The organism is Pseudomonas sp. RGB (assembly GCF_007713445.1).
Lineage (GTDB): Bacteria > Pseudomonadota > Gammaproteobacteria > Pseudomonadales > Pseudomonadaceae > Aquipseudomonas.
The window spans coordinates 338,707-359,756 of the sequence record NZ_VMSH01000002.1 but is presented as its reverse complement, the minus strand read 5'-3'; the positions used below and the strand labels follow the sequence as shown (position 1 = coordinate 359,756).

Annotated in this window: 22 protein-coding genes; 10 read left to right on the top strand and 12 right to left on the bottom strand. The window is 61.8% G+C overall.

From position 1 onward, the window contains the following. Positions 1-6 precede the first annotated feature (6 nt). From FPT15_RS05350 to FPT15_RS05340, 3 genes are all read left to right on the top strand, one after another. Positions 7-1,053, top strand: coding sequence for an N-acetylmuramidase family protein (locus FPT15_RS05350; protein ID WP_145159082.1), 1,047 nt, complete (start codon positions 7-9; stop codon positions 1,051-1,053). 1 nt (position 1,054) lies between these two features. Further along, complete coding sequence (locus tag FPT15_RS05345) at positions 1,055-1,645, top strand: hypothetical protein (RefSeq protein WP_145159080.1); 591 nt, start codon at positions 1,055-1,057, stop codon at positions 1,643-1,645. A gap of 63 nt (positions 1,646-1,708) precedes the next feature. Next, the gene (locus FPT15_RS05340; protein ID WP_145159078.1) at positions 1,709-2,032 is read left to right on the top strand and encodes a hypothetical protein; all 324 of its coding nucleotides are present in this window, start codon (positions 1,709-1,711) and stop codon (positions 2,030-2,032) included. A 56-nt stretch (positions 2,033-2,088) separates the two neighbouring features. On the opposite strand, the gene FPT15_RS05335 is transcribed toward FPT15_RS05340, so the two are convergent. Further along, positions 2,089-2,985: a DUF2167 domain-containing protein gene (locus FPT15_RS05335; RefSeq protein ID WP_145159076.1), complete on the bottom strand. Its 897-nt coding sequence runs from the start codon at positions 2,983-2,985 to the stop codon at positions 2,089-2,091. 59 nt (positions 2,986-3,044) lie between these two features. Beyond that, the gene (locus FPT15_RS05330; protein ID WP_145159074.1) at positions 3,045-3,908 is read right to left on the bottom strand and encodes a LysR family transcriptional regulator; all 864 of its coding nucleotides are present in this window, start codon (positions 3,906-3,908) and stop codon (positions 3,045-3,047) included. Between the two features lie 101 nt (positions 3,909-4,009). On the opposite strand from FPT15_RS05330, the gene FPT15_RS05325 reads away from it, so the two are divergent. Beyond that, positions 4,010-4,969: a DMT family transporter gene (locus tag FPT15_RS05325; RefSeq protein WP_145159072.1), complete on the top strand. Its 960-nt coding sequence runs from the start codon at positions 4,010-4,012 to the stop codon at positions 4,967-4,969. On the opposite strand, the gene FPT15_RS05320 is transcribed toward FPT15_RS05325, so the two are convergent. Next, positions 4,883-5,254: a VOC family protein gene (locus tag FPT15_RS05320; RefSeq protein WP_145159070.1), complete on the bottom strand. Its 372-nt coding sequence runs from the start codon at positions 5,252-5,254 to the stop codon at positions 4,883-4,885. The genes FPT15_RS05325 and FPT15_RS05320 overlap by 87 nt on opposite strands. Positions 5,255-5,309: 55 nt before the next feature. Beyond that, the gene (locus tag FPT15_RS05315) at positions 5,310-6,077 is read right to left on the bottom strand and encodes an ABC transporter substrate-binding protein (protein ID WP_145159068.1); all 768 of its coding nucleotides are present in this window, start codon (positions 6,075-6,077) and stop codon (positions 5,310-5,312) included. A 133-nt stretch (positions 6,078-6,210) separates the two neighbouring features. On the opposite strand from FPT15_RS05315, the gene dnaX reads away from it, so the two are divergent. The 5 genes from dnaX (at position 6,211) to FPT15_RS05290 (ending at position 11,836) form a co-directional block, all read left to right on the top strand. Further along, on the top strand, positions 6,211-8,280 hold the full coding sequence (gene dnaX, locus FPT15_RS05310) for a DNA polymerase III subunit gamma/tau (protein WP_145159066.1): 2,070 nt from the start codon (positions 6,211-6,213) through the stop codon (positions 8,278-8,280). Positions 8,281-8,323: 43 nt separating this feature from the next. Beyond that, positions 8,324-8,662 (top strand): YbaB/EbfC family nucleoid-associated protein, encoded by a 339-nt coding sequence (locus tag FPT15_RS05305; RefSeq protein WP_083357362.1) that lies wholly within the window; start codon positions 8,324-8,326, stop codon positions 8,660-8,662. Positions 8,663-8,795: 133 nt separating this feature from the next. Then, positions 8,796-9,830, top strand: coding sequence for an NADP-dependent oxidoreductase (locus FPT15_RS05300; protein ID WP_145159063.1), 1,035 nt, complete (start codon positions 8,796-8,798; stop codon positions 9,828-9,830). A 66-nt stretch (positions 9,831-9,896) separates the two neighbouring features. After that, positions 9,897-10,499 (top strand): recombination mediator RecR, encoded by a 603-nt coding sequence (gene recR / locus FPT15_RS05295; protein WP_106576337.1) that lies wholly within the window; start codon positions 9,897-9,899, stop codon positions 10,497-10,499. A gap of 188 nt (positions 10,500-10,687) precedes the next feature. Next, positions 10,688-11,836, top strand: coding sequence for an acyl-CoA dehydrogenase family protein (locus FPT15_RS05290; RefSeq protein WP_145159061.1), 1,149 nt, complete (start codon positions 10,688-10,690; stop codon positions 11,834-11,836). 132 nt (positions 11,837-11,968) lie between these two features. Here FPT15_RS05290 and FPT15_RS05285 read toward each other — a convergent pair whose 3' ends face one another. Continuing rightward, on the bottom strand, positions 11,969-12,517 hold the full coding sequence (locus FPT15_RS05285; protein WP_145159059.1) for an adenine phosphoribosyltransferase: 549 nt from the start codon (positions 12,515-12,517) through the stop codon (positions 11,969-11,971). Positions 12,518-12,598: 81 nt separating this feature from the next. After that, positions 12,599-13,333 carry a fumarate/nitrate reduction transcriptional regulator Fnr gene (gene fnr / locus FPT15_RS05280; RefSeq protein ID WP_106576340.1) on the bottom strand — a complete coding sequence of 245 codons (735 nt, stop codon included), beginning with the start codon at positions 13,331-13,333 and terminating at the stop codon, positions 12,599-12,601. A 153-nt stretch (positions 13,334-13,486) separates the two neighbouring features. On the opposite strand from fnr, the gene FPT15_RS05275 reads away from it, so the two are divergent. Beyond that, on the top strand, positions 13,487-13,957 hold the full coding sequence (locus FPT15_RS05275; RefSeq protein WP_145159057.1) for a hypothetical protein: 471 nt from the start codon (positions 13,487-13,489) through the stop codon (positions 13,955-13,957). A gap of 7 nt (positions 13,958-13,964) precedes the next feature. Here the strand turns inward: FPT15_RS05275 and hemN are convergent, their stop codons facing one another. From hemN to ccoG, 6 genes are all read right to left on the bottom strand, one after another. After that, a complete protein-coding gene (hemN, locus tag FPT15_RS05270; protein WP_145159055.1) occupies positions 13,965-15,347 on the bottom strand; it encodes an oxygen-independent coproporphyrinogen III oxidase in 1,383 nt (460 codons plus the stop codon). 102 nt (positions 15,348-15,449) lie between these two features. Then, on the bottom strand, positions 15,450-16,133 hold the full coding sequence (locus FPT15_RS05265; protein ID WP_145159053.1) for a sulfite exporter TauE/SafE family protein: 684 nt from the start codon (positions 16,131-16,133) through the stop codon (positions 15,450-15,452). Next, positions 16,126-16,338 (bottom strand): cbb3-type cytochrome oxidase assembly protein CcoS, encoded by a 213-nt coding sequence (gene ccoS, locus FPT15_RS05260; RefSeq protein ID WP_017735332.1) that lies wholly within the window; start codon positions 16,336-16,338, stop codon positions 16,126-16,128. Before ccoS ends, FPT15_RS05265 begins: the two co-directional genes overlap by 8 nt. A gap of 22 nt (positions 16,339-16,360) precedes the next feature. Further along, positions 16,361-18,811, bottom strand: a complete 2,451-nt coding sequence (locus tag FPT15_RS05255) for a heavy metal translocating P-type ATPase (protein WP_145159051.1) — start codon at positions 18,809-18,811, stop codon at positions 16,361-16,363. Between the two features lie 102 nt (positions 18,812-18,913). Next, positions 18,914-19,453: a FixH family protein gene (locus FPT15_RS05250; protein WP_145159049.1), complete on the bottom strand. Its 540-nt coding sequence runs from the start codon at positions 19,451-19,453 to the stop codon at positions 18,914-18,916. 15 nt (positions 19,454-19,468) lie between these two features. Beyond that, the gene (gene ccoG / locus FPT15_RS05245) at positions 19,469-20,884 is read right to left on the bottom strand and encodes a cytochrome c oxidase accessory protein CcoG (RefSeq protein ID WP_145159047.1); all 1,416 of its coding nucleotides are present in this window, start codon (positions 20,882-20,884) and stop codon (positions 19,469-19,471) included. Positions 20,885-21,050 lie beyond the last annotated feature (166 nt).

Below are 21,050 nucleotides of genomic sequence, written 5' to 3'. Positions count from 1 at the left end.
TCAGTGATGAAAAGCCTGCAAGGGTTGCCCCGTCTTATCAGTGCTTCGGTGGGCGCGCCCGGTAAAGCGCGCAACTTGCCTGCCGATGTTCAGTGCATCCAGTATTTATTCAATTTGATCATTCCCAAGATGGGTTTTCCGCTGGCCGAAAATGGCAAGTGCGACGGCCAGTTGGTGCAGTGCATCAGCCAGTATCAGTTTCGCCACCTTAAATACGCGCACCCCGATGGGGTGATCGACCCCACCGGTCGTACGTTCAACAGCCTGATCGAAGAAGCGGTGAAAGTGCCGGTGAAGGCGTTTCCGACGATGCGCATTCCAAGCTTTCTCAACGCGTTCGGCAATAACAACGGCGATGCGGTGCAGGCCACGGTCAATGTGTACCTGGACCGCATGCGTGCGATGGTCGAGGCCGAGCGACGCAACCGGCAATTGATGCTCCAGCCCACGTGCGACGGCGGCATGACGCTCACCGAAACCGACTTCCAGAACGCCGCCACGCAGTTGGGCAGCGGTATTTCGGTGAATATCATCAAGGCGTTCGCCACTGTGGAGTCCGGCGGGCGTTCCGGTTTCGGGCCGGCCCAGCTGCCGGTGATCGCTTTTGAAGGGCACCTGTTTCGCAAGTACACCAAGCACATCTACGACCAGGCACATCCACTGCTGTCGTATGTCTACGTGAGGAAGGCCGGGCCGCAGTGGCAAGTCAACAACAAGGACCAGGCCAAGGCCTGGGAAACCATGGCCACCGCCTTTGCGCTGGATCAGAAAGCGGCCTTGATGTCGGCGTCCTGGGGTATGTTCCAGATCATGGGGTTCAACTACGCCTCCTGTGGTTACAAGACCGTGTTCGAATTTGCCGCGGCATTAAAGATCAATGCCGGCAACCAATTAAAGGCGTTCCTCGGTTTTTGCAGCAAAAGCCCGGCGTTGATCAAAGCCATGAAAGACAAAGACTACGTGGCCATGGCGCGCAACTATAACGGCGAGGATTACGGCGACTATGACCGCCGTATCAAGAAGGCCTACGAAGCACTGGAAGGGAAGAAATAAGATGATGCGTTTTCTGGCAGTGGGTGTTTTGTCGTTGTGCGCTATCGCGCCTGCATGTGCAGACGAAACAGCCTTGCACTCAGGCAAGTACGAAGGGCTGATGCTGGCGGTCACCCCTGAGCATCAAGTCGAAGGTTTCTATTCGGAAGCGTTGGGTGAGGGCGTAACCCGCACTTGTACGTTTTACCTGCAAGGCGCGCCCGAAGCGCTGACGACCTGGGTCGACGACGCCTACCCTGGCAGCGTGACGGCCTCGTCCGATGGCGTGACGCTGACCGTGGAACAAGGCCGCCAGCACCCCGGTTGCCTCAGCGTGCTGATGCCGGAAATCGCCACCGGGCTGGACCTGACCCAAACCGCCAGCAAACAGTGGATCGGCCTGGTGACGGTCACTGCCGACAAGGCTTATCTGCTCAAAACCCCTGGCGAAAGTGCGGGCAAGCGTCCGTATATCGTCAAGGACGATGTGGTCGGCGTACTGGCTTTCAAAGATGGCTGGGCCCAGGTTGAATTCACCAATGCCAAGGACCGCTCGTTCACCGGCTGGATCCGCCAGGATCAATACAGCCGCCTGACTGCGCCCAAAAGCTGAACCGCGCCCCTCTATCAGGACAAGTCTTACCTGCCGGTCAGGACGCTGCGTGTCGATGAGTTGATGTGCGCAAAAGTGACGGATGGGCGCGGCAAACCCGAAACCTTCTACGTGTTTACCCACGCTGATGCCTTCATGCTTGCCCCGATCACGCCGCGCGGCGCAATCAACGTGCCGATGAAGGACAAGATCTTCGATTACCTGTTGAGCCATCAGCAGAAGGTGTTCACCGGTATCGAGGGCTCATTTGTGAAGCTCACCGGTAATCGGGTGCTGCGCTATGTAACGGTGCCGGGCTACAAGCCAGGGATGGCGGCTGTGGATGAGTTTGCGATCGTCAACCCATGCCCGGGCGCGCAGCCGCCAGAGCCTGCTGCGCAGCACTGAGCCAACCCCTGCGCCGCAACGTGTCATGCACGTTGCGGCATTTTTATGCCCGGGGTTCAGGCCTTGTTGCGGTTGAACAGCTTGCGGATCACGGCGAACAGCGCCACAACGCCGACCACCAGGAACTTCTTCGCCGCCAGCAGGAAGATGCCGATCTTGGCAAACAACCCGGCCTTGGCCGCTATCCCGCCGGCCACCAGGGCCGCCAGGCCATAAGTGGCCAGCTTGTCGGTCTTGGGGTTGAAGTCGGTGTACAGGTTGCCGTCGGTGAAGTTGGTAAAGGCCAAAACCTTGGGCATTTCCTGCTTGATGGTGGACAGGTCGGCCATGGCGGCGACGGCGTTGAGTTCCAGCACGCCTTCACGGCCCAGCACGCGGATGCTGTAGTTGAGGGTGGTTTGCTGGGCGTCGTCGGCTTTCAGCTCGCGGGCCCAGTACATTTTGTGGGTGGCATCGTCGTAGTGCGGCGGTTCGGCCCAGCCCAGCAGGTGCAGGCCCGCGTAGCCTTGTTTCTGACGTTGCTTGTTATCTTCCTCGTCTTCTTCCTGCATTTGCTTGAGCAGTTCGGCGTAGTCGATTTTTGCCGCGTCCTCGTCGGAAACGTGCCCGTCAGCCTTGTAGCTGACGATCACGCCCCAGCCGCGTTCCGACAAGGGGCTGACTGCTTTTGGCACGATCATGCCCAGGGTTTTGAAGCCGGGTGGGTTGCCCCAGCCATCGGTCAACAGGCGCTCGGTGTCGGCGGGGTCGAGGTAGTAGAACTCGTCGTTGAGCTTTAGCGTGGCAATGCCACTGGGCAGCGTGACCGTGCCGGTCTTCTGCTTAAGTGAGGCGAGGAAGTGTTCAGCCGTTTCAGCCGGCGCGCTGGCGTCGGCGGGCGCAGGTGCAGCAAAGACGGGTAGGGCAGACAGGCTCAGCGCAGCCGCCGCTATCAACACGCGGAAGTAATTCATGGTAGTCCCTTACATTTTGAATTAATTTCGCGGAAGAATACTGAAATTTGCTGCCCGGGTCAGCCAAAAGTCTCCCGCAGCAGCCCGGCAAACGCGTCCCGTGCCAAATGCCGCTGGGTGTCCTTGTGCCAGAACAGCAGGTTGTCCACGGCCTGCAGCTCTTCAAACCGGTAGGAGGCCAACTGATTGGCCTGCTCATAACGGGCCAGGATGCCTTCCGGCGCCAATGCCACGCCAATCCCCGCACTGACACAACCGATGATCGTGCCCCAGCTGGCATAGCTGGCGATGCTCGGTTTGAAAGCATGCGGTTTGACCCAGTTCTCCAGCGCCGCGCGATACGGACAGCCCGCTGGCCATACCAGCAGCGTACGACCGGCCAAGTCTTGGGCACTGTTGATCGGGGCGCTGGACGCGCTGGCGATCAGCACCAGGCGTTCGCTGTAGACCACGCTGTGTTCAAGCTTGGCGCGTTTGCCACCACAGGCCACCAGCGCCACATCGAGGCGATGGTGTTGCAGGTCGTCCAGCAACTGCGCCCAGGCGCCAGTGACCAGTTCGAGCGAGACGTCCGGGTAGCGCCGATGGTATTCCGCCAGCAAGGGCGGCAGGCGGCCGCTGGCGCTGGATTCCACCGCGCCGATGCGCAAGGTGCCGCGGGGGATGGCGTCGGCATCCACTGCGCGTTTGGATTCGTCTACCAGCGCCAGAATGCGCTCGCAGTAGTCCAGGAAGATTTCCCCGGCGGCACTGATTGCCAGCCCGCGCCCGGCACGGATAAACAAGGGCGTGCCCAACTCGCTTTCCAACTGCTTGATTCGCGTGGTGATGTTGGACGGCACGCAATGCAATTGCAGGGCGGCCTGGGCCACGCTGCCGGTTTGCGCCACGGCTCGCACCATTTTCAGTTGGGCCAGTTCCATTGCTCAGTTCCAGTGATTTCAGAAGTCAGAAACGCTTAATTGTCCTGCGCCTTGCCGGGGCCAAGACTGACGGCATCCTACTCAGTTGCCGGACGCCGCCGATGAATACCCCGTCACCCGCAAAGCTTACGCTAGTCATCTCCGGCGTCATCCTCTGTTGGGCCTATTCGCCGATTGGCGTGCACATGGGGTTGCACAGCTACAGCCCCGGCCAATTGGCGTTGCTGCGATTTCTGATTGCGTCGGTGTTCATGGCCGGTGTGGCATTGGCGGTAGGCATTGGCCGGCCGCGTTTGCGCGACCTGCCGTGGTTACTGGTGCTGGGGTTCTTCGGCGTGTTTTTGCACCACACCAGCCTCAATTATGGGCAGCAATGGGTGACGGCGGCGGCGTCGAGCGTGCTGGCGCAGTCGGCGCCACTGTTCAGTGTGCTGATTGCGTGTTTGTGTTTGAAAGAGCGCGTCAGTGCCTGGCGCTGGGGTTGTGTGTTGCTGGGCTTGCTTGGCGTGCTGGTGGTGATCTGGGGCGATCATGGCGTGGGCGATATTGACCCGCGCGGTTTGCTGATTGTGCTGGCGGCAGTGTCATGGAGCGTGTATTTCGCCATCCAGAAACACTATGCCCATCGCTACAGCCCGCTGACCATGGCGTGTTACATGGTGTGGGCGGGCACCCTGATGCTGTGCGTGAACCTGCCAGGTCTGGCCAATGCCGTGGAGCAGGCACCGCTGCCGGAAAACCTCGCGGTGCTGACCCTCGGCATTTTCCCCAGCGCCCTGGCGTACCTCGCCTGGGCCTATGTGTTGAAGCACGTCGAGGTCAGCCGAGCGTCGGTGGCGATGTACCTGATCCCGCCGGTCGCCATGGTGATGGCCGCGACGCTGCTGGGCGAGCACATTGCCGTGCAGGTGATGCTGGGCGGTGTGATGGTGCTGGCCAGCGTGGCGGCCATCAGCCTGGAGGGCCGCTGGCGGTCAGTCGCTCATGCAGAACGCGCGCAGCCGGTGGCCATCGAGGTCCTGGGCGACAAAGGTGTAGCCGAAATCCAAACGGGTCGGTGACTGAATGATAGTTGCGCCGCGCGCCACCCACTGAGCGTGCAGGGCGTCTACGGCGGCCTGGTCTGGCAGGGAAAAGCCCACCTCACCGCCGCCGCCGGTCATCCGGGCCGCAGGCTCCACCGTGTGGCGCGACCACAGCCCCAGCTTTACGCCGTTGTCGAGGATGAACAGGGCAAAGGTGGGGTTCAGTTCCACCGGCGGCTTATCCAGCAGGCGGCTATAAAAGTTGGCACTGGTGGCCGGGCTGTCGACGTAGAGCAGGAAGTAATGGGCGACGGTGTGCATTGCAGGCTCCTTGGGAATGGGCGTTCAAGTGCGCCCAGTCTAGAGGGATGCCCTGTCAGTTCTTGTCAGGAGTGAGCGGTGATCGCTCACCTTCGCCGGTGTACAGGTTGATGATGTCGTCGATTTCCCCCGACATCTTCATCCGCAGCAGCGTACGCAAGATCCGCTGTACCGGCACGTTCGGGTCGTTGCGCACGATGCAACCCAGGCTTTGCTCGTCGATGATCGCGATCTTTTGCAGCCGCTGGTTCGGCGGCAGGTTCAAATTGAAGCGTTCGAGTATCCATTCGTTAATCACGGCGTATTCAAAACGCCCGGCGACCAGCTTTTGCAGCACCAAGGCTTCGCTGCGCGAATCGTCGCGGGTGAGCTGGCCAGTGGCAAACAGCGGGTCGAGGACGGCGTAGCGGTAGTTGAGCACCGTGCCGATCGGCTGAGGCGTCAGCGTGCCGACTTCTGCAGGCTGCGGCGTCGCGTGGCGGCTTACCAGCACATTGCGTTGCACCATCAGTGGCACGCTCCAGGTGTAGTCGCCGGACAGGCTGTCGACCCAGGCCTGGGCGACATAACAGCGCACATCAATGTCGCCATGCGCCATGGCGTTGGCGATGCGTGCCCGCGCCAGCACGTGAAACTCGGCCGGGCGCCCGACCTGGGTGGCCAGGCTTAACATCAAGTCATACAAAATGCCCTGAGTGGGCTGGCTGTCCTCCACCTGGGCCATCGGCATCGCCCAGCTGTCGGAAACCGAGAAACGCAACGGCGCAGGCGCCGCGAGGCTGGCAAGGGAAATCATCCATAAGGCGCCCAGGACTACGCGCATACACTCTCCGGGTTCAGGCCTTTGCGGGCCCATTGAGCAGAGCTTAGTCAGATTAGACGAGCGTGCCGGATGCAATTTCCCCCTTGCTCCGCTAGCATTACCGGCTTCCGCTTCCCAGTTGCGACGGTTTTCGATGAGTTATCAGGTTCTTGCACGTAAATGGCGTCCGCGCTCGTTCCGCGAAATGGTCGGCCAGACCCATGTGCTCAAGGCTCTGATCAATGCCTTGGACAGCCAACGGCTGCACCACGCCTACCTGTTCACCGGCACGCGAGGGGTGGGCAAGACCACCATCGCACGCATCATCGCCAAATGCCTGAACTGTGAAACCGGTATCACTTCGACGCCTTGCGGCACGTGTTCGGTGTGCCGCGAGATCGATGAAGGGCGTTTCGTCGACTTGATCGAGATCGACGCCGCGAGCCGCACCAAGGTCGAAGACACCCGCGAGTTGCTCGATAACGTGCAGTACGCACCGAGCCGTGGCCGCTTCAAGGTCTACCTGATCGACGAAGTGCACATGCTTTCCAGCCATTCCTTCAACGCGTTGTTGAAAACCCTGGAAGAGCCGCCGCCGTACGTCAAATTCATCCTGGCCACCACCGACCCGCAGAAACTTCCTGCAACGATTCTGTCGCGCTGCCTGCAGTTTTCCCTGAAAAACATGACCCCTGAGCGCGTGGTCGAGCATTTGACTCACGTGCTGGGTGTCGAGAACGTGCCGTTCGAAGACGACGCGCTGTGGCTGCTTGGCCGCGCGGCCGATGGTTCGATGCGCGATGCCATGAGCCTCACCGACCAGGCCATCGCCTTTGGCGAAGGCAAGGTGATGGCCGCCGACGTGCGCGCCATGCTCGGTACCCTCGACCATGGCCAGGTGTTCGACGTGCTGCACGCGCTGATCGAGGGCGACGCCAAGGCGTTGCTTGAAGCGGTGCGCCACTTGTCGGAACAAGGCCCGGACTGGAACGGCGTGCTGTCGGAAATCCTCAACGTCTTGCACCGCGTTGCGATCGCCCAGGCGTTGCCTGAAGGTGTCGACAACGGCCATGGCGACCGCGACCGCGTATTGGCGCTGGCCCAGGCATTGCCGGCCGAAGATGTGCAGTTCTACTACCAGATGGGCCTGATCGGGCGCCGCGACCTGCCGCTGGCACCGGACCCGCGCGGTGGCTTTGAAATGGTCCTGCTGCGGATGCTGGCGTTCCGACCGGCGGATGCGGCCGACGCGCCGAGACAGCCGCTAAAGCCAGTGGGGATCAGCCAGGCCACAGTTGATTCCGCCAAACCAGTGGCTGGCGCGGCCGTAGTCGCGCCAGTAGTTGCTGCGCCTGCGCCCGTGGCGCCCGCGCCTGAGCCGGTAGTGGCTGCGCCAGAGCCGGTGACGCCAGCCATCGCGCCGGCGCCGGTGACTGAGCCCGAGCCCGAAGCCGTGGTCGACCTGCCGTGGAATGACCCGGTAGACGCCGAGCCCGACGTCGAACTGCAGCCTGCCGTGGAGCCTGTGCTGGAAACCAGCGGTGAGCAGCCCGAACTGACACCAATGCCGACGCCGACGCCCGACAGCGTGGTGCCGGACGCACCCGAGTGGGTGTCTGCCCCGGTTCCAGAGCCGACCGTCGCCCAGGTTGAAGCCGCAACACCCGGTATCGACCTCGATGATGAACCGCCACTGGACGAAGATTACATCGAGCCGGACATGGATTCGGCCTACAGCTACCTCGATGACCTGGCCAGCGAACACACCGCTGAGCCTGCACCCGAGCCCGAGGCGGAACCGGCTGCGGCCCCGGCCACCGGCCTGGCGCTGCAATGGCTGGAATTGTTTCCGAAGTTGCCGATCTCCGGCATGACCGGCAGCATCGCCGCCAACTGCACCTTGATTGCCATCGATGGCGACCACTGGTTGTTGCACCTGGACCCGGCGCACAGCGCGCTGTTCAACGCGACCCAGCAACGTCGGCTCAACGATGCATTGAACCAGTACCATGAGCGCACGCTGACCATCACCATCGAGTTGATCAAGCCCGAGCAGGAAACCCCGGCCCAGGCCGCGACACGCCGACGCATCAACCGTCAGCGTGATGCCGAGAACTCGATCCAGGCTGATCCGCTCATCCAGCAAATGATGCAACAGTTCGGTGCGGTCGTGCGTCACGATACTATTGAACCTGTCGAAGCCCCGGTGCCCCAAGCGTCATGACACCGGGCTATTAATTGATCCACGTACTTTTGAGGTGATTCCCATGATGAAAGGTGGCATGGCCGGCCTGATGAAGCAGGCGCAGCAGATGCAGGAAAAGATGGCCAAGATGCAGGAAGAACTGGCCAACGCCGAAGTCACCGGTAAAGCCGGTGGCGATATGGTTAGCGTGGTGATGACCGGTCGTCACGACATCAAGCGCGTGAGCATCGACCCAAGCGTATTGCCAGGCACCAGCGAAGATGACCTGGAAATGCTTGAAGCGCTGTTCGCCGCGGCCGTCAACGACGCCGTGCGCAAGATCGAAGCCAACAGTCAGGACAAAATGTCCGGCGTGACCGCTGGCATGCAACTGCCACCGGGCATGAAGATGCCGTTCTGATGGTCTAGCCTTGGCTAGAATCAAATGCCAGGCCCAGTGCCTGGCATTTTTGTTTGTGCCGATCCAATCGAACCCTGGCGTGGCAAGCATGGTCTGCACCCTATACCGACGCATTCGATAAAGGAGCCCCCTCATGCCTCAAGAACCCATTCTTAACCAGCGCATCGTGCTGGTCTCGCGCCCGCAAGGTGCGCCAACCCCGGAAAACTTTCGCCTGGAGCGCGTGAACCTGCCGGAGCTGGCGGACGGCCAGGTGCTCTTGAAAACGCTGTACCTGTCGCTCGACCCGTACATGCGCGGCCGCATGAGCGACGCACCGTCCTACGCGGCGCCGGTGGAAATCGACGAGGTAATGACCGGTGGCGCTGTCAGCCGTATTGAGCAGTCGCGTAATCCGAAATTTGAAGTTGGCGACCTGGTCGTCGGTTCCACGGGCTGGCAGAGCCACAGCATCAGCGACGGCCGTAACCTGATGCCGGTGCCCGGTGGCCTGGCCAGCCCGTCGATGGCGCTGGGTGTGCTGGGGATGCCGGGCATGACGGCGTACATGGGGTTGATGGATATTGGTCAGCCTCAGGCCGGCGAAACCCTGGTCGTCGCGGCGGCGTCCGGCGCAGTCGGCTCGGTGGTGGGCCAGGTGGCCAAGCTCAAGGGCTTGCGCGTGGTGGGCATCGCCGGTGGCGCAGACAAGTGCCGCTACGTGGTGGACGAGCTGGGTTTTGACGCCTGCGTCGATCACAAGAGCGCCAACTTTGCCCAAGAGCTGGCCCTGGCGTGCTCCAACGGCGTGGACATCTATTATGAAAACGTCGGTGGCAAGGTCTTCGACGCGGTGTTGCCGCTGCTCAATCCCAAGGCACGCATTCCCTTGTGCGGCCTGATTGCCGGCTACAACGCCCATGAAGCCCCAAGCGGGCCGGACCGACTGCCCGCGTTGCAGCGCACCTTGCTGACCAAACGCGTGCGCATCCAGGGTTTTATCGTGTTTGACGACTATGGCGATCGCCAGCCCGAATTCCTCAGCGCCATGGCGCCGTGGGTGCGGGACGGCAAGATCAAGTTCCGCGAAGACGTGGTGGAGGGCCTGGAGCAGGCGCCCGAAGCCTTTATCGGTTTGCTCGAGGGACGCAACTTCGGCAAGTTGGTAGTACGCGTCGCGCAGGATTGACCATTTGACGCTAATCCGGGGCGCGGGTATAAACCGCGTCTCGTTGTTTTGTCGGACCATTCGCTCATGAGCTTCAGCCCCCTGATTCGCCAACTGATCGACGCCTTGCGCACCTTGCCGGGTGTCGGTCAGAAAACCGCCCAGCGTATGGCGCTGCAACTGCTGGAGCGTGATCGCAGCGGTGGCACCCGGTTGGCCCAGGCCTTGAGCCAGGCCATGACCGGTGTGGGCCACTGTCGTCAATGCCGCACTCTCACCGAAGAAGACCTTTGCCCGCAATGCGCCGACCTGCGTCGCGACGACACGCTGCTGTGCGTAGTGGAAGGGCCGATGGATGTGTACGCGGTGGAACAGACCGGCTATCGCGGGCGCTACTTCGTGCTCAAGGGCCATTTGTCGCCGCTCGATGGCCTGGGGCCGGAAGCCATCGGCATTCCGCAACTGGTGGCGCGCATAGAAGAGCAGGGCACGTTCACCGAGGTGATCCTGGCGACCAACCCGACGGTGGAAGGCGAAGCCACCGCGCATTACATCGCCCAGCTGCTGACCAATAAAGGCTTGATTACCTCGCGCATCGCCCATGGCGTGCCGTTGGGCGGCGAGCTGGAATTGGTGGACGGCGGGACGCTGGCGCATTCGTTTGCAGGCCGCAAGCCGATCGCCCTCTAAGCCACACCGCTGTTCAAATGTGGGAGCTGGCTTGCCTGCGATGGTGGAGTGTCAGGCGACATCGACGTCTCTGCTCCAACGCCATCGCAGGCAAGCCAGCTCCCACAGTGGTTTTGTGGTGTAAGGGGGACCTTGAAAACCAAGCAAGCGCTTGGTAATTTCGCTCCACCCCACCGTGGAGCTTGCCGATGTCTGCCTATCAGGACTACTTCGACCCCAGCCACCAATTGGTTCGCGACAGCGTGCGCCGTTTTGTCGAGCGTGAGATGTTGCCGGGCATTGAGCAATGGGAGGAAGCGCAAAGCTTTCCGCGTGAGTTGTACCTCAAGGCCGGCGCGGCGGGAATCCTCGGCATTGGTTACCCCGAAAGCCTGGGCGGCAGTCACGAGGGTGACCTGTTCGCCAAGGTCGCCGCCAGCGAAGAGCTGATGCGCTGCGGCTCCGGTGGTGTGGTGGCCGGCCTGGGGTCGCTGGATATCGGCCTGCCACCGGTCGTCAAATGGGCACAGCCCGAGGTGCGCGAGCGTGTTGCGCCTCCGGTATTGGCCGGCGAGAAGATCAGCGCGCTGGCGGTTACCGAGCCGGGTGGCGGCTCCGATGTCGCCAACCTGCAAACCCGCGCCATCCGCGATGGCGAGCATTACCGCGTGAGCGGCAGCAAAACCTTTATCACCAGCGGCGTGCGTGCCGACTTCTACACGGTCGCGGTGCGCACCGGCGGGCCGGGCTTTGGCGGCATCAGCTTATTGCTCATCGAGAAAGACACGCCCGGTTTCACGGTCGGCCAGCCGCTGAAGAAAATGGGTTGGTGGGCGTCGGACACGGCTGAGTTGTTCTTCGACGATTGCCGCGTGCCGGTGGGCAACCTGATCGGCGTCGAGAACATGGGCTTTGCCTGCATCATGGGCAACTTCCAGAGTGAGCGCCTGGCCCTGGCGCTGATGGCCAATATGACCGCGCAGCTTGCATTGGAGGAGAGTCTCAAATGGGCCACCCAGCGCGAAGCGTTCGGCAAACCCATCGGCAAATTCCAGGTGCTCAAGCACCGGCTGGCGGAAATGGCCACGGCGGTGGAGGTTTCGCGGGAATTCACCTACCGCCAGGCGGCGAAGATGGCGGCCGGCAAGAGTGTGATCAAGGAGATTTCCATGGCCAAGAACCTGGCCACCGACACCGCCGACCGCGTGACTTATGACGCGGTGCAGATCCTTGGCGGCCAGGGTTACATGCGCGGCAATTTGGTGGAGCGGCTGTACCGCGACAATCGCATCCTGTCGATTGGCGGGGGCACGCGCGAGGTGATGAATGAAATCATCAGCAAGCAGATGGGGCTTTGATCTGCAGTGTTTTTGAGGGCCTCTTCGCGAGCAAGCCCGCTCCCACATTTTGATTTGTGAACACATTCAAATGTGGGAGCGGGCTTGCTCGCGAAGACGGCCACCTAGGCAACGCACAGATCAACTGAGTGACTAACGCTCGGTCAACGCAAACTGCGTCAGGCAAAACGTCGGAATGCCCATGTCTTGCAGGCGTTGCGAGCCGCCCAGTTCCGGCAGGTCGATAATCGCCGCCGCCTCGAAAATCCTCGCGCCCATGCGCCGCACCAGATTGGCCGCCGCGATCAGGGTGCCGCCGGTGGCGATCAGGTCATCGAACATCAGCACCGAGTCGCCTTCGCACAGGCTGTCTGCGTGCACTTCAAGAAACGCTTCGCCGTACTCGGTCTGATAACCCTCGGCCAGCACGTCAGCCGGCAGCTTGCCCTGTTTGCGGAACAGAATCAGCGGTTTGTTCAGTTGGTAGGCGATGATCGAGCCGATCAGAAAGCCGCGTGCATCCATCGCGCCGATGTGGGTGAAATCGGCCTCGACATAACGCTGGGCAAAGCTGTCGGCGACCAGGCGCAGGGCGCGGGGCGATTGGAACAGCGGGGTGATGTCACGAAAGATAACCCCAGGCTTGGGGAAGTCGATGACAGGGCGGATCAGGGATTTGATGTCGAACGAATCGAAGGTCATCGTCGAAGAGTCCTGGGAACGGAAAACGGACTCGAAGTATACCTGCGGCCTCGCCGATTGGCGCGGCCGCAAGCGGCTGGATCAACCTTCCAGGGAGCCGCCGGCCAGCGCGCACAGCTGGATCGGATCGAGGATATGCACTTCCTTGCCTTCAGCGGCAATCAGCTCGTTTTGCTGGAAGCGCGTGAACACGCGGGACACGGTTTCCACCGCCAGGCCCAGGTAGTTGCCGATTTCATTGCGCGACATGCTCAGGCGGAACTGATTGGCCGAGAACCCACGGGCACGGAATCGCGCCGACAGGTTGACCAGGAACGTGGCGATTCGCTCGTCGGCGGTTTTCTTCGACAACAACAGCATCATCTGCTGGTCGTCGCGAATCTCGCGGCTCATCACACGCATCAATTGGCGACGCAGCTGCGGCAACTGCAGGGCCAGTTCATCCAGGCGCTCGAAGGGGATTTCGCACACCGATGTCGTCTCCAGCGCCTGGGCCGACACCGGGTGAATCTCGGTGTCCATGCCGGACAACCCGACCAGTTCGCTGGGCAGGTGGAACCCGGTGATCTGCTCTTCGCCGCTGTCGCTGAGGCTGAACGTCTTCAACGCGCCTGAACGCACTGCATAAACGGAATCGAATTTGTCGCCCTGGCGAAACAGAAACTCGCCCTTTTTCAGCGGGCGGCCGCGTTTAACGATTTCGTCCAGCGCTTCCATGTCTTCCAGATTCAACGAAAGTGGCAGGCAGAGGGGAGCCAGGCTGCAATCCTTGCAGTGAGCCTGGCTGTGAGCGCGCAGTTTGACTGGCTCGGACATTTCTTAAATCCTTGTGGGAAAACACACATAAGACGTAAGGGTAACGCACCGAGGGGGGATCAGACCAGCGTGTACAAAAAAGCGGCACGTGCATAAAGGTTTATGTATCGACGCCGATACATAGGTGAATCCCTATGAGCTGGAGCTCAGGTCATGTCGGTAATCCCTTTCAATAACCCTGTCATTACTACCAAGGCCCCGCAGGTTTTGACGGCCGCTGATGCGCTTGCGGGCAAGAAGGTCGATGACAAACCTGCGCCTCCACCCACGCCCGGCGAAGGTGTGGTGGTGAAGATATCCGGGGCAGGGCTCAAGGCTTCTCAAGCCGGTAGCAACCCTAACCAGGACATCGACGACAGCAATCTGAAAGACAACATCAAACAGCTGCTGAAAATGATCCGCGAACTCAGGAAACAGCTTGCCGAGAAGATGGCTCAGCTTTCAGCAGCCATGAATGACACGGCCCTGAGCCCGGAGGCACGCCAGGCGAAGGTCGCCGGTTTGCAGGGGGATATTGCTTCGATTCAGTCCGGGTTGATGACCGCTCAGGGGCAGTTGTCCAAGTCGCTGAAAGATGAGTCGCCTGAAGCTCAAATGGAAGCAATGACGCTGCTGTCCAAATAATTCAGGCCTAGATCACCCGCGAGAATCGTTGCCTGTTCTGGTGCTCCAGGTAGGCATCGAACACCATGCACACCGAGCGCACCAGCAAACGCCCGGCAGGCAATACGCGAATGCCCTGAGCATCTAGCTCGATCAGGCCATCGGCGGCCATCGTCTGCAACTGCGGCCATAGCTCGTCGAAATAGCCGCGAAAATCGATGTTGAAGGCCTGTTCGATCTGCTCGAATTTCAGGCTGAAGGTGCAGATCAACTGCTGAATCACTTCGCGCCGCAACCGATCATCCGTGGTGCACACCAAGCCACGGCTGGTAGCCAGTTGCGCACCGGCCAGGGCGTTCTGGTAGTGGTTGAGGTCACTGCTGTTCTGGCAGTACAGGTCGCCGATCTGGCTGATCGCCGACACGCCCAGCCCGATCAGGTCGCAATGCCCGTGGGTGGTGTAGCCCTGAAAGTTACGCTGCAACGTGCCTTCTTCCTGGGCGATGGCCAGTTCGTCATCCGGCAGCGCGAAGTGGTCCATGCCGATGTAGCGATAGCCCGCGCGGGTCAACTGCTCGATGGTGGTTTGCAGCATCAGCAGTTTTTCCGCCGGGGAGGGCAGGTCGTCGGTGTTGATCCGCCGTTGCGGCATGAAACGCTCCGGCAAATGCGCGTAGTTGAACACCGACAGGCGATCCGGTTGCAGGCTGATCACTTCCTCCACGGTGCGTGCGAAGTTGATCGGCGTTTGCTTGGGCAGCCCGTAGATCAAGTCAATATTGATCGAGCGAAACTGCAAGGTGCGCGCCGCATCGATCACGGCGCGGGTTTCTTCCAGGCTCTGCAGGCGGTTGACCGCACGCTGCACCTCGGGGTCGAGGTCTTGCAGGCCGATGCTCACACGGTTGAAACCCAGTTCACGCAGCAGGCCCATGGTCGCCCAGTCGGCTTCACGCGGGTCGATTTCAATGCCGTAGTCGCCGGAATCATCGTCGAGCAAATTGAAGTGCTGGCGCAGGCGTGCCATGACCTGGCGCAGTTCGTCGTGGCTCAGAAAGGTCGGTGTGCCGCCGCCGAAGTGCAACTGCTCGACCGGCTGTTTCGGGTCGAGGTGGCAGGCCACCAGTTGGATTTCCTGCTCCAGGCGTTGCAGGTAAGCCTGGGCGCGGCCACGGTCCTTGGTGATGACCTTGTTGCAGGCGCAGTAGTAGCAAATGTTCGCGCAGAACGGCACATGCACATACAGCGACAGGGCGCGCACGGCCTTGCGGCTGTCGCGCAGGGCGTGGAGCAGGTCGAAAGTGCCGACCTGGCTGTCGAATTGCACGGCGGTGGGGTAGGACGTGTAGCGCGGCCCCGCCAAGTCGTAGCGGTGAATCAGATCTGTGTCCCAACGAATGGCGTCGAGCATGCGGGCGGTCCCCCGGATTGGCTAGTGGGCCGAGTCTAGGGGCGCGCCGGGCAGGGCATGTTGATTTGCATCAACGGGGAGCGGCGCTATGCCACATGGCGATTAATGGCCCATTAGCCAGTGCTGATGCGGACCGGGCAAGGTCCACAGGCCAAATAGAATTACCAGCAAGCCTCCCGCCACACGCACGCTGCGTTTGCGCAGCACGGCTGTGACGCGTTCAGCGGCCAGCCCGGTCGCCAGCAACACCGGCCAGGTGCCGAGCCCGAACGCCAGCATCAGCAACGCGCTGTCCGCGGCATTGCCCTGGCTCGCCGCCCACAGCAACGTGCTGTAGACCAGGCCGCACGGCAGCCAGCCCCACAGCGCGCCCAACAGCAACGCGCGCGGCAGGCTGGACACCGGCAGCAAACGGTTGGCGACGGGCTGTAGGTAGCGCCACAAGCCGCGACCGAGGCTTTCGATGCGCGTAAGGCCGCTCCACCAACCGGCCAGGTACAGGCCCATGCTGATCAGCAATAAACCGGCAAGCACACGCATGAACATCGCCGCCGGGCTGTTGGCCACCGCCCAGCCGGCCAGGCCGATCAGTAAGCCGGCGGCGGCATAGCTGAGGATACGCCCCAGGTTGTACGCCAGCAGCAGGCGAAAGCGCCGACTGCGTTGCTCTTTGGGGATCGCCAGGGTCAGTGCGCCCATCAACCCGCCGCACATGCCCAGGCAATGGCCGCCGCCCAGCAGGCCAAGGATCAGCGCAGAGACCAGCAGCGGCGCCAGTTCAAGCATGGGGCGGATCTTTGGGCGGTTGCTCGGGCCCGTTGGCTTCGTCGACAGCCGCCAGGTGGTTCGGGTCCTGATCGTCAAACAGCACGCTATGGGCCGGGCCGTCGAGGTCGTCGTACTGGCCGCTGTCCACTGCCCAGAAGAAGATGTAGATGGCGACGCCGACTAACAGCAGCGCCGCTGGAATCATCACGTATAGAGCTGGCATCTGCACTCCATGCCCACGCGGCTCAGGCCGGCAGCGGGCGGGTTACTAAGGGGGCGCTTGCAGTCGGCGCGCTCGGCAGGCGAGTCAGGCGCAAGGCGTTGAGCACCACAGTCAACGAGCTGAGGGACATGCCGATCGCCGCCCAGATCGGCGTGATCCAGCCGAGCGCGGCAAACGGCAGCATAAGGCCATTGTACAGCCCGGCCCACAGCAGGTTTTCGAGGATTACCCGACGGGTGCGCCGCGCCAGGGTAAAGGCCTGCACCAGCGCGTCGAGACGATTGGACAACAGCACGGCATCGGCGCTGGTTTTCGCCAGGTCCGTGGCCGAGCCCATTGCCACACTGATGTCGGCAGCGGCGAGCACCGGCACATCGTTGACGCCATCGCCAAGCATCAGCACCTTGCGGCCTTCCTTGTGCAACTGTTGCAGCACCTGCAGTTTGTCGTCGGGGCGCAGGCCGCCGTGGGCTTCGTCAATGCCCAGTTCGCAGGCGACGCTGGCGACCATCGGCGAGCTGTCACCGGACAGCAGCAACGTGCGCCAACCGCGCGCTTTGCATGCCGCCAACAGGGCCGGCGCGTCGCTGCGCAGACGGTCATCCAGCACGAACCAGGCGAGTGCGCCGTCACGATCACCCAGCAGCAGCCACTGGCCCGCGTCGTCTGGCGAGACGGGAGTTGGGCAACCGCTCAATTGGCAGACAAATCCCGGTTGGCCAATACGCAGTTGGCGCTCACCCACACGGCCTTCCAGGCCCAGGCCGGGGAAACTCAGGACTTCTTCGGCGGCCAGCGGCGCACGGCCAAAAGCCCGCGCAATCGGGTGTTCGGAGCGGTTTTCCAGGGCGGCGGCGAGGCTCAGGCAATCATCGCTGTTCAGCGCGCCCAAGGGGTGGGTCGCACGTAACGCCAGGCGGCCTTCGGTCAGGGTGCCGGTCTTGTCGAAAATCACCGTGTCGATCTGGTTCAGGCCTTCCAGCACATGCCCGCGAGTCAGTAACAGCCCGAGTTTATGCAGCGTACCCGTGGCGGCGGTGAGGGCGGTTGGCGTGGCCAAAGAGAGCGCGCACGGGCAGGTCGCCACCAGCATCGCCAACACAATCCAGAACGCCCGCGAGGCATCCAATTCCCACCACAGCAGGCCGATCAACGCCGCGGCGATCAGCGAGCACAGCAGAAACCATTGCGCAGCACGGTCGGCGATTTGCGCCAGGCGCGGTTTTTCGGCCTGGGCGCGCTCCAGCAGGCGCACGATGGCGGACAGGCGCGTGTCATGGCCCAGGGCGCGGACCTCAACCGTCAGCGCACCTTCGACGTTGAGTGTGCCGGCAGTCACCACATCGCCCACGTGGCGTGGCTGCGGCAGGTATTCGCCGGTGAGCAGGGCTTCATCGATGCTTGACTGGCCGTCGAGGATGACGCCGTCTGCCGGCAGCACCGCGCCGGGGTGTACCAGCACGCGGTCACCCACGGCCAATTCGCTGAGCAGAATGCGTTCGCTCTGGCCGTCAGCTTTCAGGCGCAGGCACGAGGCGGGCAACAGGTTGACCAGTTGAGCGGTGGCGGCGGCCGTACGTTCCCGCGCTCGGCGCTCCAGGTAACGGCCGGCCAGCAGGAACAGCGCGAACATGCCCACCGCGTCGAAATACAGCTCGCCGACGCCGGTGATAGCGGTCCAGATGCCGGCCAGATACGCGCCGCCAATCGCCAGGGACACCGACACGTCCATCGTCAGGTGGCGCGTGCGCAGGTCGCGCAGCGCACCTTTGAAGAAGGGCGCGCAGCTGTAGAACACGATGGGCGTGGTCAGAAACATCGCCACCCAGCGCAGGATCACGTGCAGCTCCGGGCTCAGGTCGATATTGAATTCGGGCCAAGTGGCCATGGTCGCCATCATCGCCTGGAACCACAGCAACCCCGCCACCCCCAATTGGCGCAAGGCCAGACGGTTTTCGCCGGCCAACTGCTCGGCGGCGCGGTCAGCCTGATAAGGGTGGGCGGCGTAGCCAATATGGCGCAGCTCGCTGAGCAACTGGCTCAGCGGCAATTGCGCGTCGGCCCAGCGCACATGCAGGCGGTGGTTGGACAGGTTCAGCCGCGCCTCGGCCACCGCCGGCAGGCTGCGCAGGTGTTTTTCGATCAGCCAGCCACAGGCCGCGCAGCTGATGCCTTCCATCAACAAGGTGGTTTCGGCGAGATCACCGTCATGGCGCACAAAGGGTTTTTGCACGTCGGCGCGGTCGTACAGGGCCAACTCGTCCACCAATTGCACCGGCAGCGCTTCGGGGTTGGCCGAGGCATCGCTGCGGTGCTGGTAATAGCTTTCCAGCCCGCCGGCCACAATGGCTTCGGCCACCGCCTGACAGCCCGGGCAGCACAGTTCGCGGCGCTCGCCGAGGATCACGGCGGTGAACCGGCTGCCGGACGGGACGGGCAGGGCGCAGTGGTAGCAGGGGGTTGGGGTGCTCATGGGTTTAGATCTTAGTCGGCTGGGAGGGCCTCATCGCGGGCAAGCCCGGCTCCCACAGCAATGGGGAGCCGGCTTGCCCGCGATGCGCGAAGCGCAGGCTTATTACTTCTTCAGGTCTTCAGCGCCCTGCAACGGCTCATCACCCAGCAGCACGTCCTTGTCGTGGCTGACCTGTTCTTCTTCGAACAGGCGCCAGGTCCTGTCGCCTTCGACACCGAGCAATTCCACAAAGCGTCGGCCTTCGACCTTGTCGGTGACCTGGCCAATGTAGCGGCCCGGTTCACTGTCGCTGCGCGCCAGATTGATCTTGCGATCCTTCTCCGGCTGGGTCGGAGAAATCAGGTTCAGTTCCAGGGTGGTCGGGTTGCTGTTGCCGGTCAGGTGCAGGTCGACTTCACCGGTCAGTTCGTCCAGGTGCACCGCGGCGCGCAGTTGCAGGGTCTGGGCCAGCAGTTCGCGGTCCAGGGAACGGTTGATGCCTTTGCCGGCCTCGTAATAGTTGTCGTTGACCAGGTTGTCCGGGTTCTTCACCGCAATGGTCACCATGGACAAGGTCAAGGTCACCGAACAGGTCAGGATTCCAATGATGATCCACGGCCAGAGGTGCTTGTACCAAGGGCTTGCGGCAGTAGCTGCGGGCATTGTCGTGCTCTCTTGTTAACGAACTTGTGGGCCGATGAAACGGCTCTTGGCTTCAATGTGGACGCTGTCGTCATCGGCATCCCTGAGGATGAATGTCACCTCGTTGGTGCTCGACGGCAGTTGCTCTGGTGCGCTCGACAACTCGACCGGCAGGCTGAGGATTTCCCCGGCCGCCACTTTGATTTCGCGCCGACCCTGCAGCTTGAGGTCCGGCAGGCCCGAGGCGTCGAGCACGTAGGTGTGGTCGCGCTGGTCCTTGTTCATGATCTTCAGGCTGTAGACGTTTTCGATGCGGCCTTCGGCGTTTTCACGGAACAGCACACGGTCTTTGCTGACGTCGAAACCGACCAGCGAGCGCATGAAAAATGCACCGACCAACAGGCTGATCATTGCCAGCAATACCAGCGCGTAACCGATCAGACGCGGGCGCAATTTATGGGTTTTCTGCCCCGACAGGTTGTGCTCGGTGGTGTAGCTGATCAGGCCGCGCGGGTACTCCATTTTGTCCATGATGTTGTCGCACGCGTCGATACACGCAGCGCAGCCGATGCACTCGATTTGCAGGCCGTCGCGGATGTCGATACCGGTGGGGCACACCTGCACGCACATCGTGCAATCGATGCAGTCGCCCAGGCCTTGGGCCTTGTAGTCGGTGCCTTTTTTACGCGGGCCACGCACTTCGCCACGGCGTGGGTCGTAGGAAACGATCAGGGTGTCCTTGTCGAACATCACGCTTTGGAAGCGCGCGTACGGGCACATGTAGATGCACACCTGTTCGCGCAGCCAGCCGGCATTGCCATAGGTGGCCAGGGTGAAAAAGCCGACCCAGAAGTACGACCAGCCGTCGGCCTGGCCGGTGAAGAAGTCGAACACCAGCTCGCGGATCGGCGAGAAGTAGCCAACGAACGTCATGCCGGTGACAAAGCCGATCAACAGCCACAGCGTGTGCTTGCTGAATTTGCGCAGGAACTTGTTGGCGCCCATCGGCGCCTTGTCGAGCTTGATGCGCTGGTTGCGGTCGCCTTCGGTGACCTTTTCACACCACATGAAGATCCAGGTCCACACGCTTTGCGGGCAGGTATAGCCACACCACACGCGACCGGCGTACACGGTGATAAAGAACAGGCCAAAGGCGGCCACGATCAGAATGCCCGACAGCAGAATGAAATCCTGGGGCCAGAAGGTCGCGCCAAAAATGAAGAATTTACGCTCCGGCAAGTTCCACCAAACCGCCTGATGCCCGCCCCAGTTCAGCCACACCGTGCCGAAGTACAGCAGGAACAAAACGGCGCCGCCCAGCATCCGCAAGTTGCGGAACAAGCCGGTAAAGGCGCGGGTGTAGATTTTCTCTCGCGACGCATACAGGTCGACGGACTGACTGGCGTTTTTGGCAGGCGGGGTAACGTCATGTACCGGTATTTGGTTGCTCATCATTGCATCCCACGGCGGTGGAGATTTGCCTCGGCCAGTACGTGCCAACCGGGGTCAAAAATAGGCTCTTGCAGTGGCGTAATGATACGCCTGCGGCAGTGCTGCACGGGTGCGACCTTTGGTCGCGTTGGGGGAAATCAATTGATGGTGTAAGTGATCTGGATCA

What these genes read in the sequence shown, in the direction of transcription:
- FPT15_RS05315 (WP_145159068.1), bottom strand. Translation starts at nt 6,077, where the DNA reads ATGCGCGTAGTCCTGGGCGCCTTATGGATGATTTCCCTTGCCAGCCTC.
- FPT15_RS05330 (WP_145159074.1), bottom strand. Translation starts at nt 3,908, where the DNA reads ATGGAACTGGCCCAACTGAAAATGGTGCGAGCCGTGGCGCAAACCGGC.
- FPT15_RS05305 (WP_083357362.1), top strand. Translation starts at nt 8,324, where the DNA reads ATGATGAAAGGTGGCATGGCCGGCCTGATGAAGCAGGCGCAGCAGATG.
- hemN (WP_145159055.1), bottom strand. Translation starts at nt 15,347, where the DNA reads ATGCTCGACGCCATTCGTTGGGACACAGATCTGATTCACCGCTACGAC.
- FPT15_RS05345 (WP_145159080.1), top strand. Translation starts at nt 1,055, where the DNA reads ATGATGCGTTTTCTGGCAGTGGGTGTTTTGTCGTTGTGCGCTATCGCG.
- FPT15_RS05250 (WP_145159049.1), bottom strand. Translation starts at nt 19,453, where the DNA reads ATGCCCGCAGCTACTGCCGCAAGCCCTTGGTACAAGCACCTCTGGCCG.
- fnr (WP_106576340.1), bottom strand. Translation starts at nt 13,333, where the DNA reads ATGTCCGAGCCAGTCAAACTGCGCGCTCACAGCCAGGCTCACTGCAAG.
- FPT15_RS05350 (WP_145159082.1), top strand. Translation starts at nt 7, where the DNA reads ATGAAAAGCCTGCAAGGGTTGCCCCGTCTTATCAGTGCTTCGGTGGGC.
- dnaX (WP_145159066.1), top strand. Translation starts at nt 6,211, where the DNA reads ATGAGTTATCAGGTTCTTGCACGTAAATGGCGTCCGCGCTCGTTCCGC.
- FPT15_RS05290 (WP_145159061.1), top strand. Translation starts at nt 10,688, where the DNA reads ATGTCTGCCTATCAGGACTACTTCGACCCCAGCCACCAATTGGTTCGC.
- FPT15_RS05255 (WP_145159051.1), bottom strand. Translation starts at nt 18,811, where the DNA reads ATGAGCACCCCAACCCCCTGCTACCACTGCGCCCTGCCCGTCCCGTCC.
- FPT15_RS05285 (WP_145159059.1), bottom strand. Translation starts at nt 12,517, where the DNA reads ATGACCTTCGATTCGTTCGACATCAAATCCCTGATCCGCCCTGTCATC.
- ccoG (WP_145159047.1), bottom strand. Translation starts at nt 20,884, where the DNA reads ATGAGCAACCAAATACCGGTACATGACGTTACCCCGCCTGCCAAAAAC.
- FPT15_RS05325 (WP_145159072.1), top strand. Translation starts at nt 4,010, where the DNA reads ATGAATACCCCGTCACCCGCAAAGCTTACGCTAGTCATCTCCGGCGTC.
- FPT15_RS05300 (WP_145159063.1), top strand. Translation starts at nt 8,796, where the DNA reads ATGCCTCAAGAACCCATTCTTAACCAGCGCATCGTGCTGGTCTCGCGC.
- recR (WP_106576337.1), top strand. Translation starts at nt 9,897, where the DNA reads ATGAGCTTCAGCCCCCTGATTCGCCAACTGATCGACGCCTTGCGCACC.
- FPT15_RS05340 (WP_145159078.1), top strand. Translation starts at nt 1,709, where the DNA reads ATGTGCGCAAAAGTGACGGATGGGCGCGGCAAACCCGAAACCTTCTAC.
- FPT15_RS05335 (WP_145159076.1), bottom strand. Translation starts at nt 2,985, where the DNA reads ATGAATTACTTCCGCGTGTTGATAGCGGCGGCTGCGCTGAGCCTGTCT.
- FPT15_RS05265 (WP_145159053.1), bottom strand. Translation starts at nt 16,133, where the DNA reads ATGCTTGAACTGGCGCCGCTGCTGGTCTCTGCGCTGATCCTTGGCCTG.
- FPT15_RS05320 (WP_145159070.1), bottom strand. Translation starts at nt 5,254, where the DNA reads ATGCACACCGTCGCCCATTACTTCCTGCTCTACGTCGACAGCCCGGCC.
- ccoS (WP_017735332.1), bottom strand. Translation starts at nt 16,338, where the DNA reads ATGCCAGCTCTATACGTGATGATTCCAGCGGCGCTGCTGTTAGTCGGC.
- FPT15_RS05275 (WP_145159057.1), top strand. Translation starts at nt 13,487, where the DNA reads ATGTCGGTAATCCCTTTCAATAACCCTGTCATTACTACCAAGGCCCCG.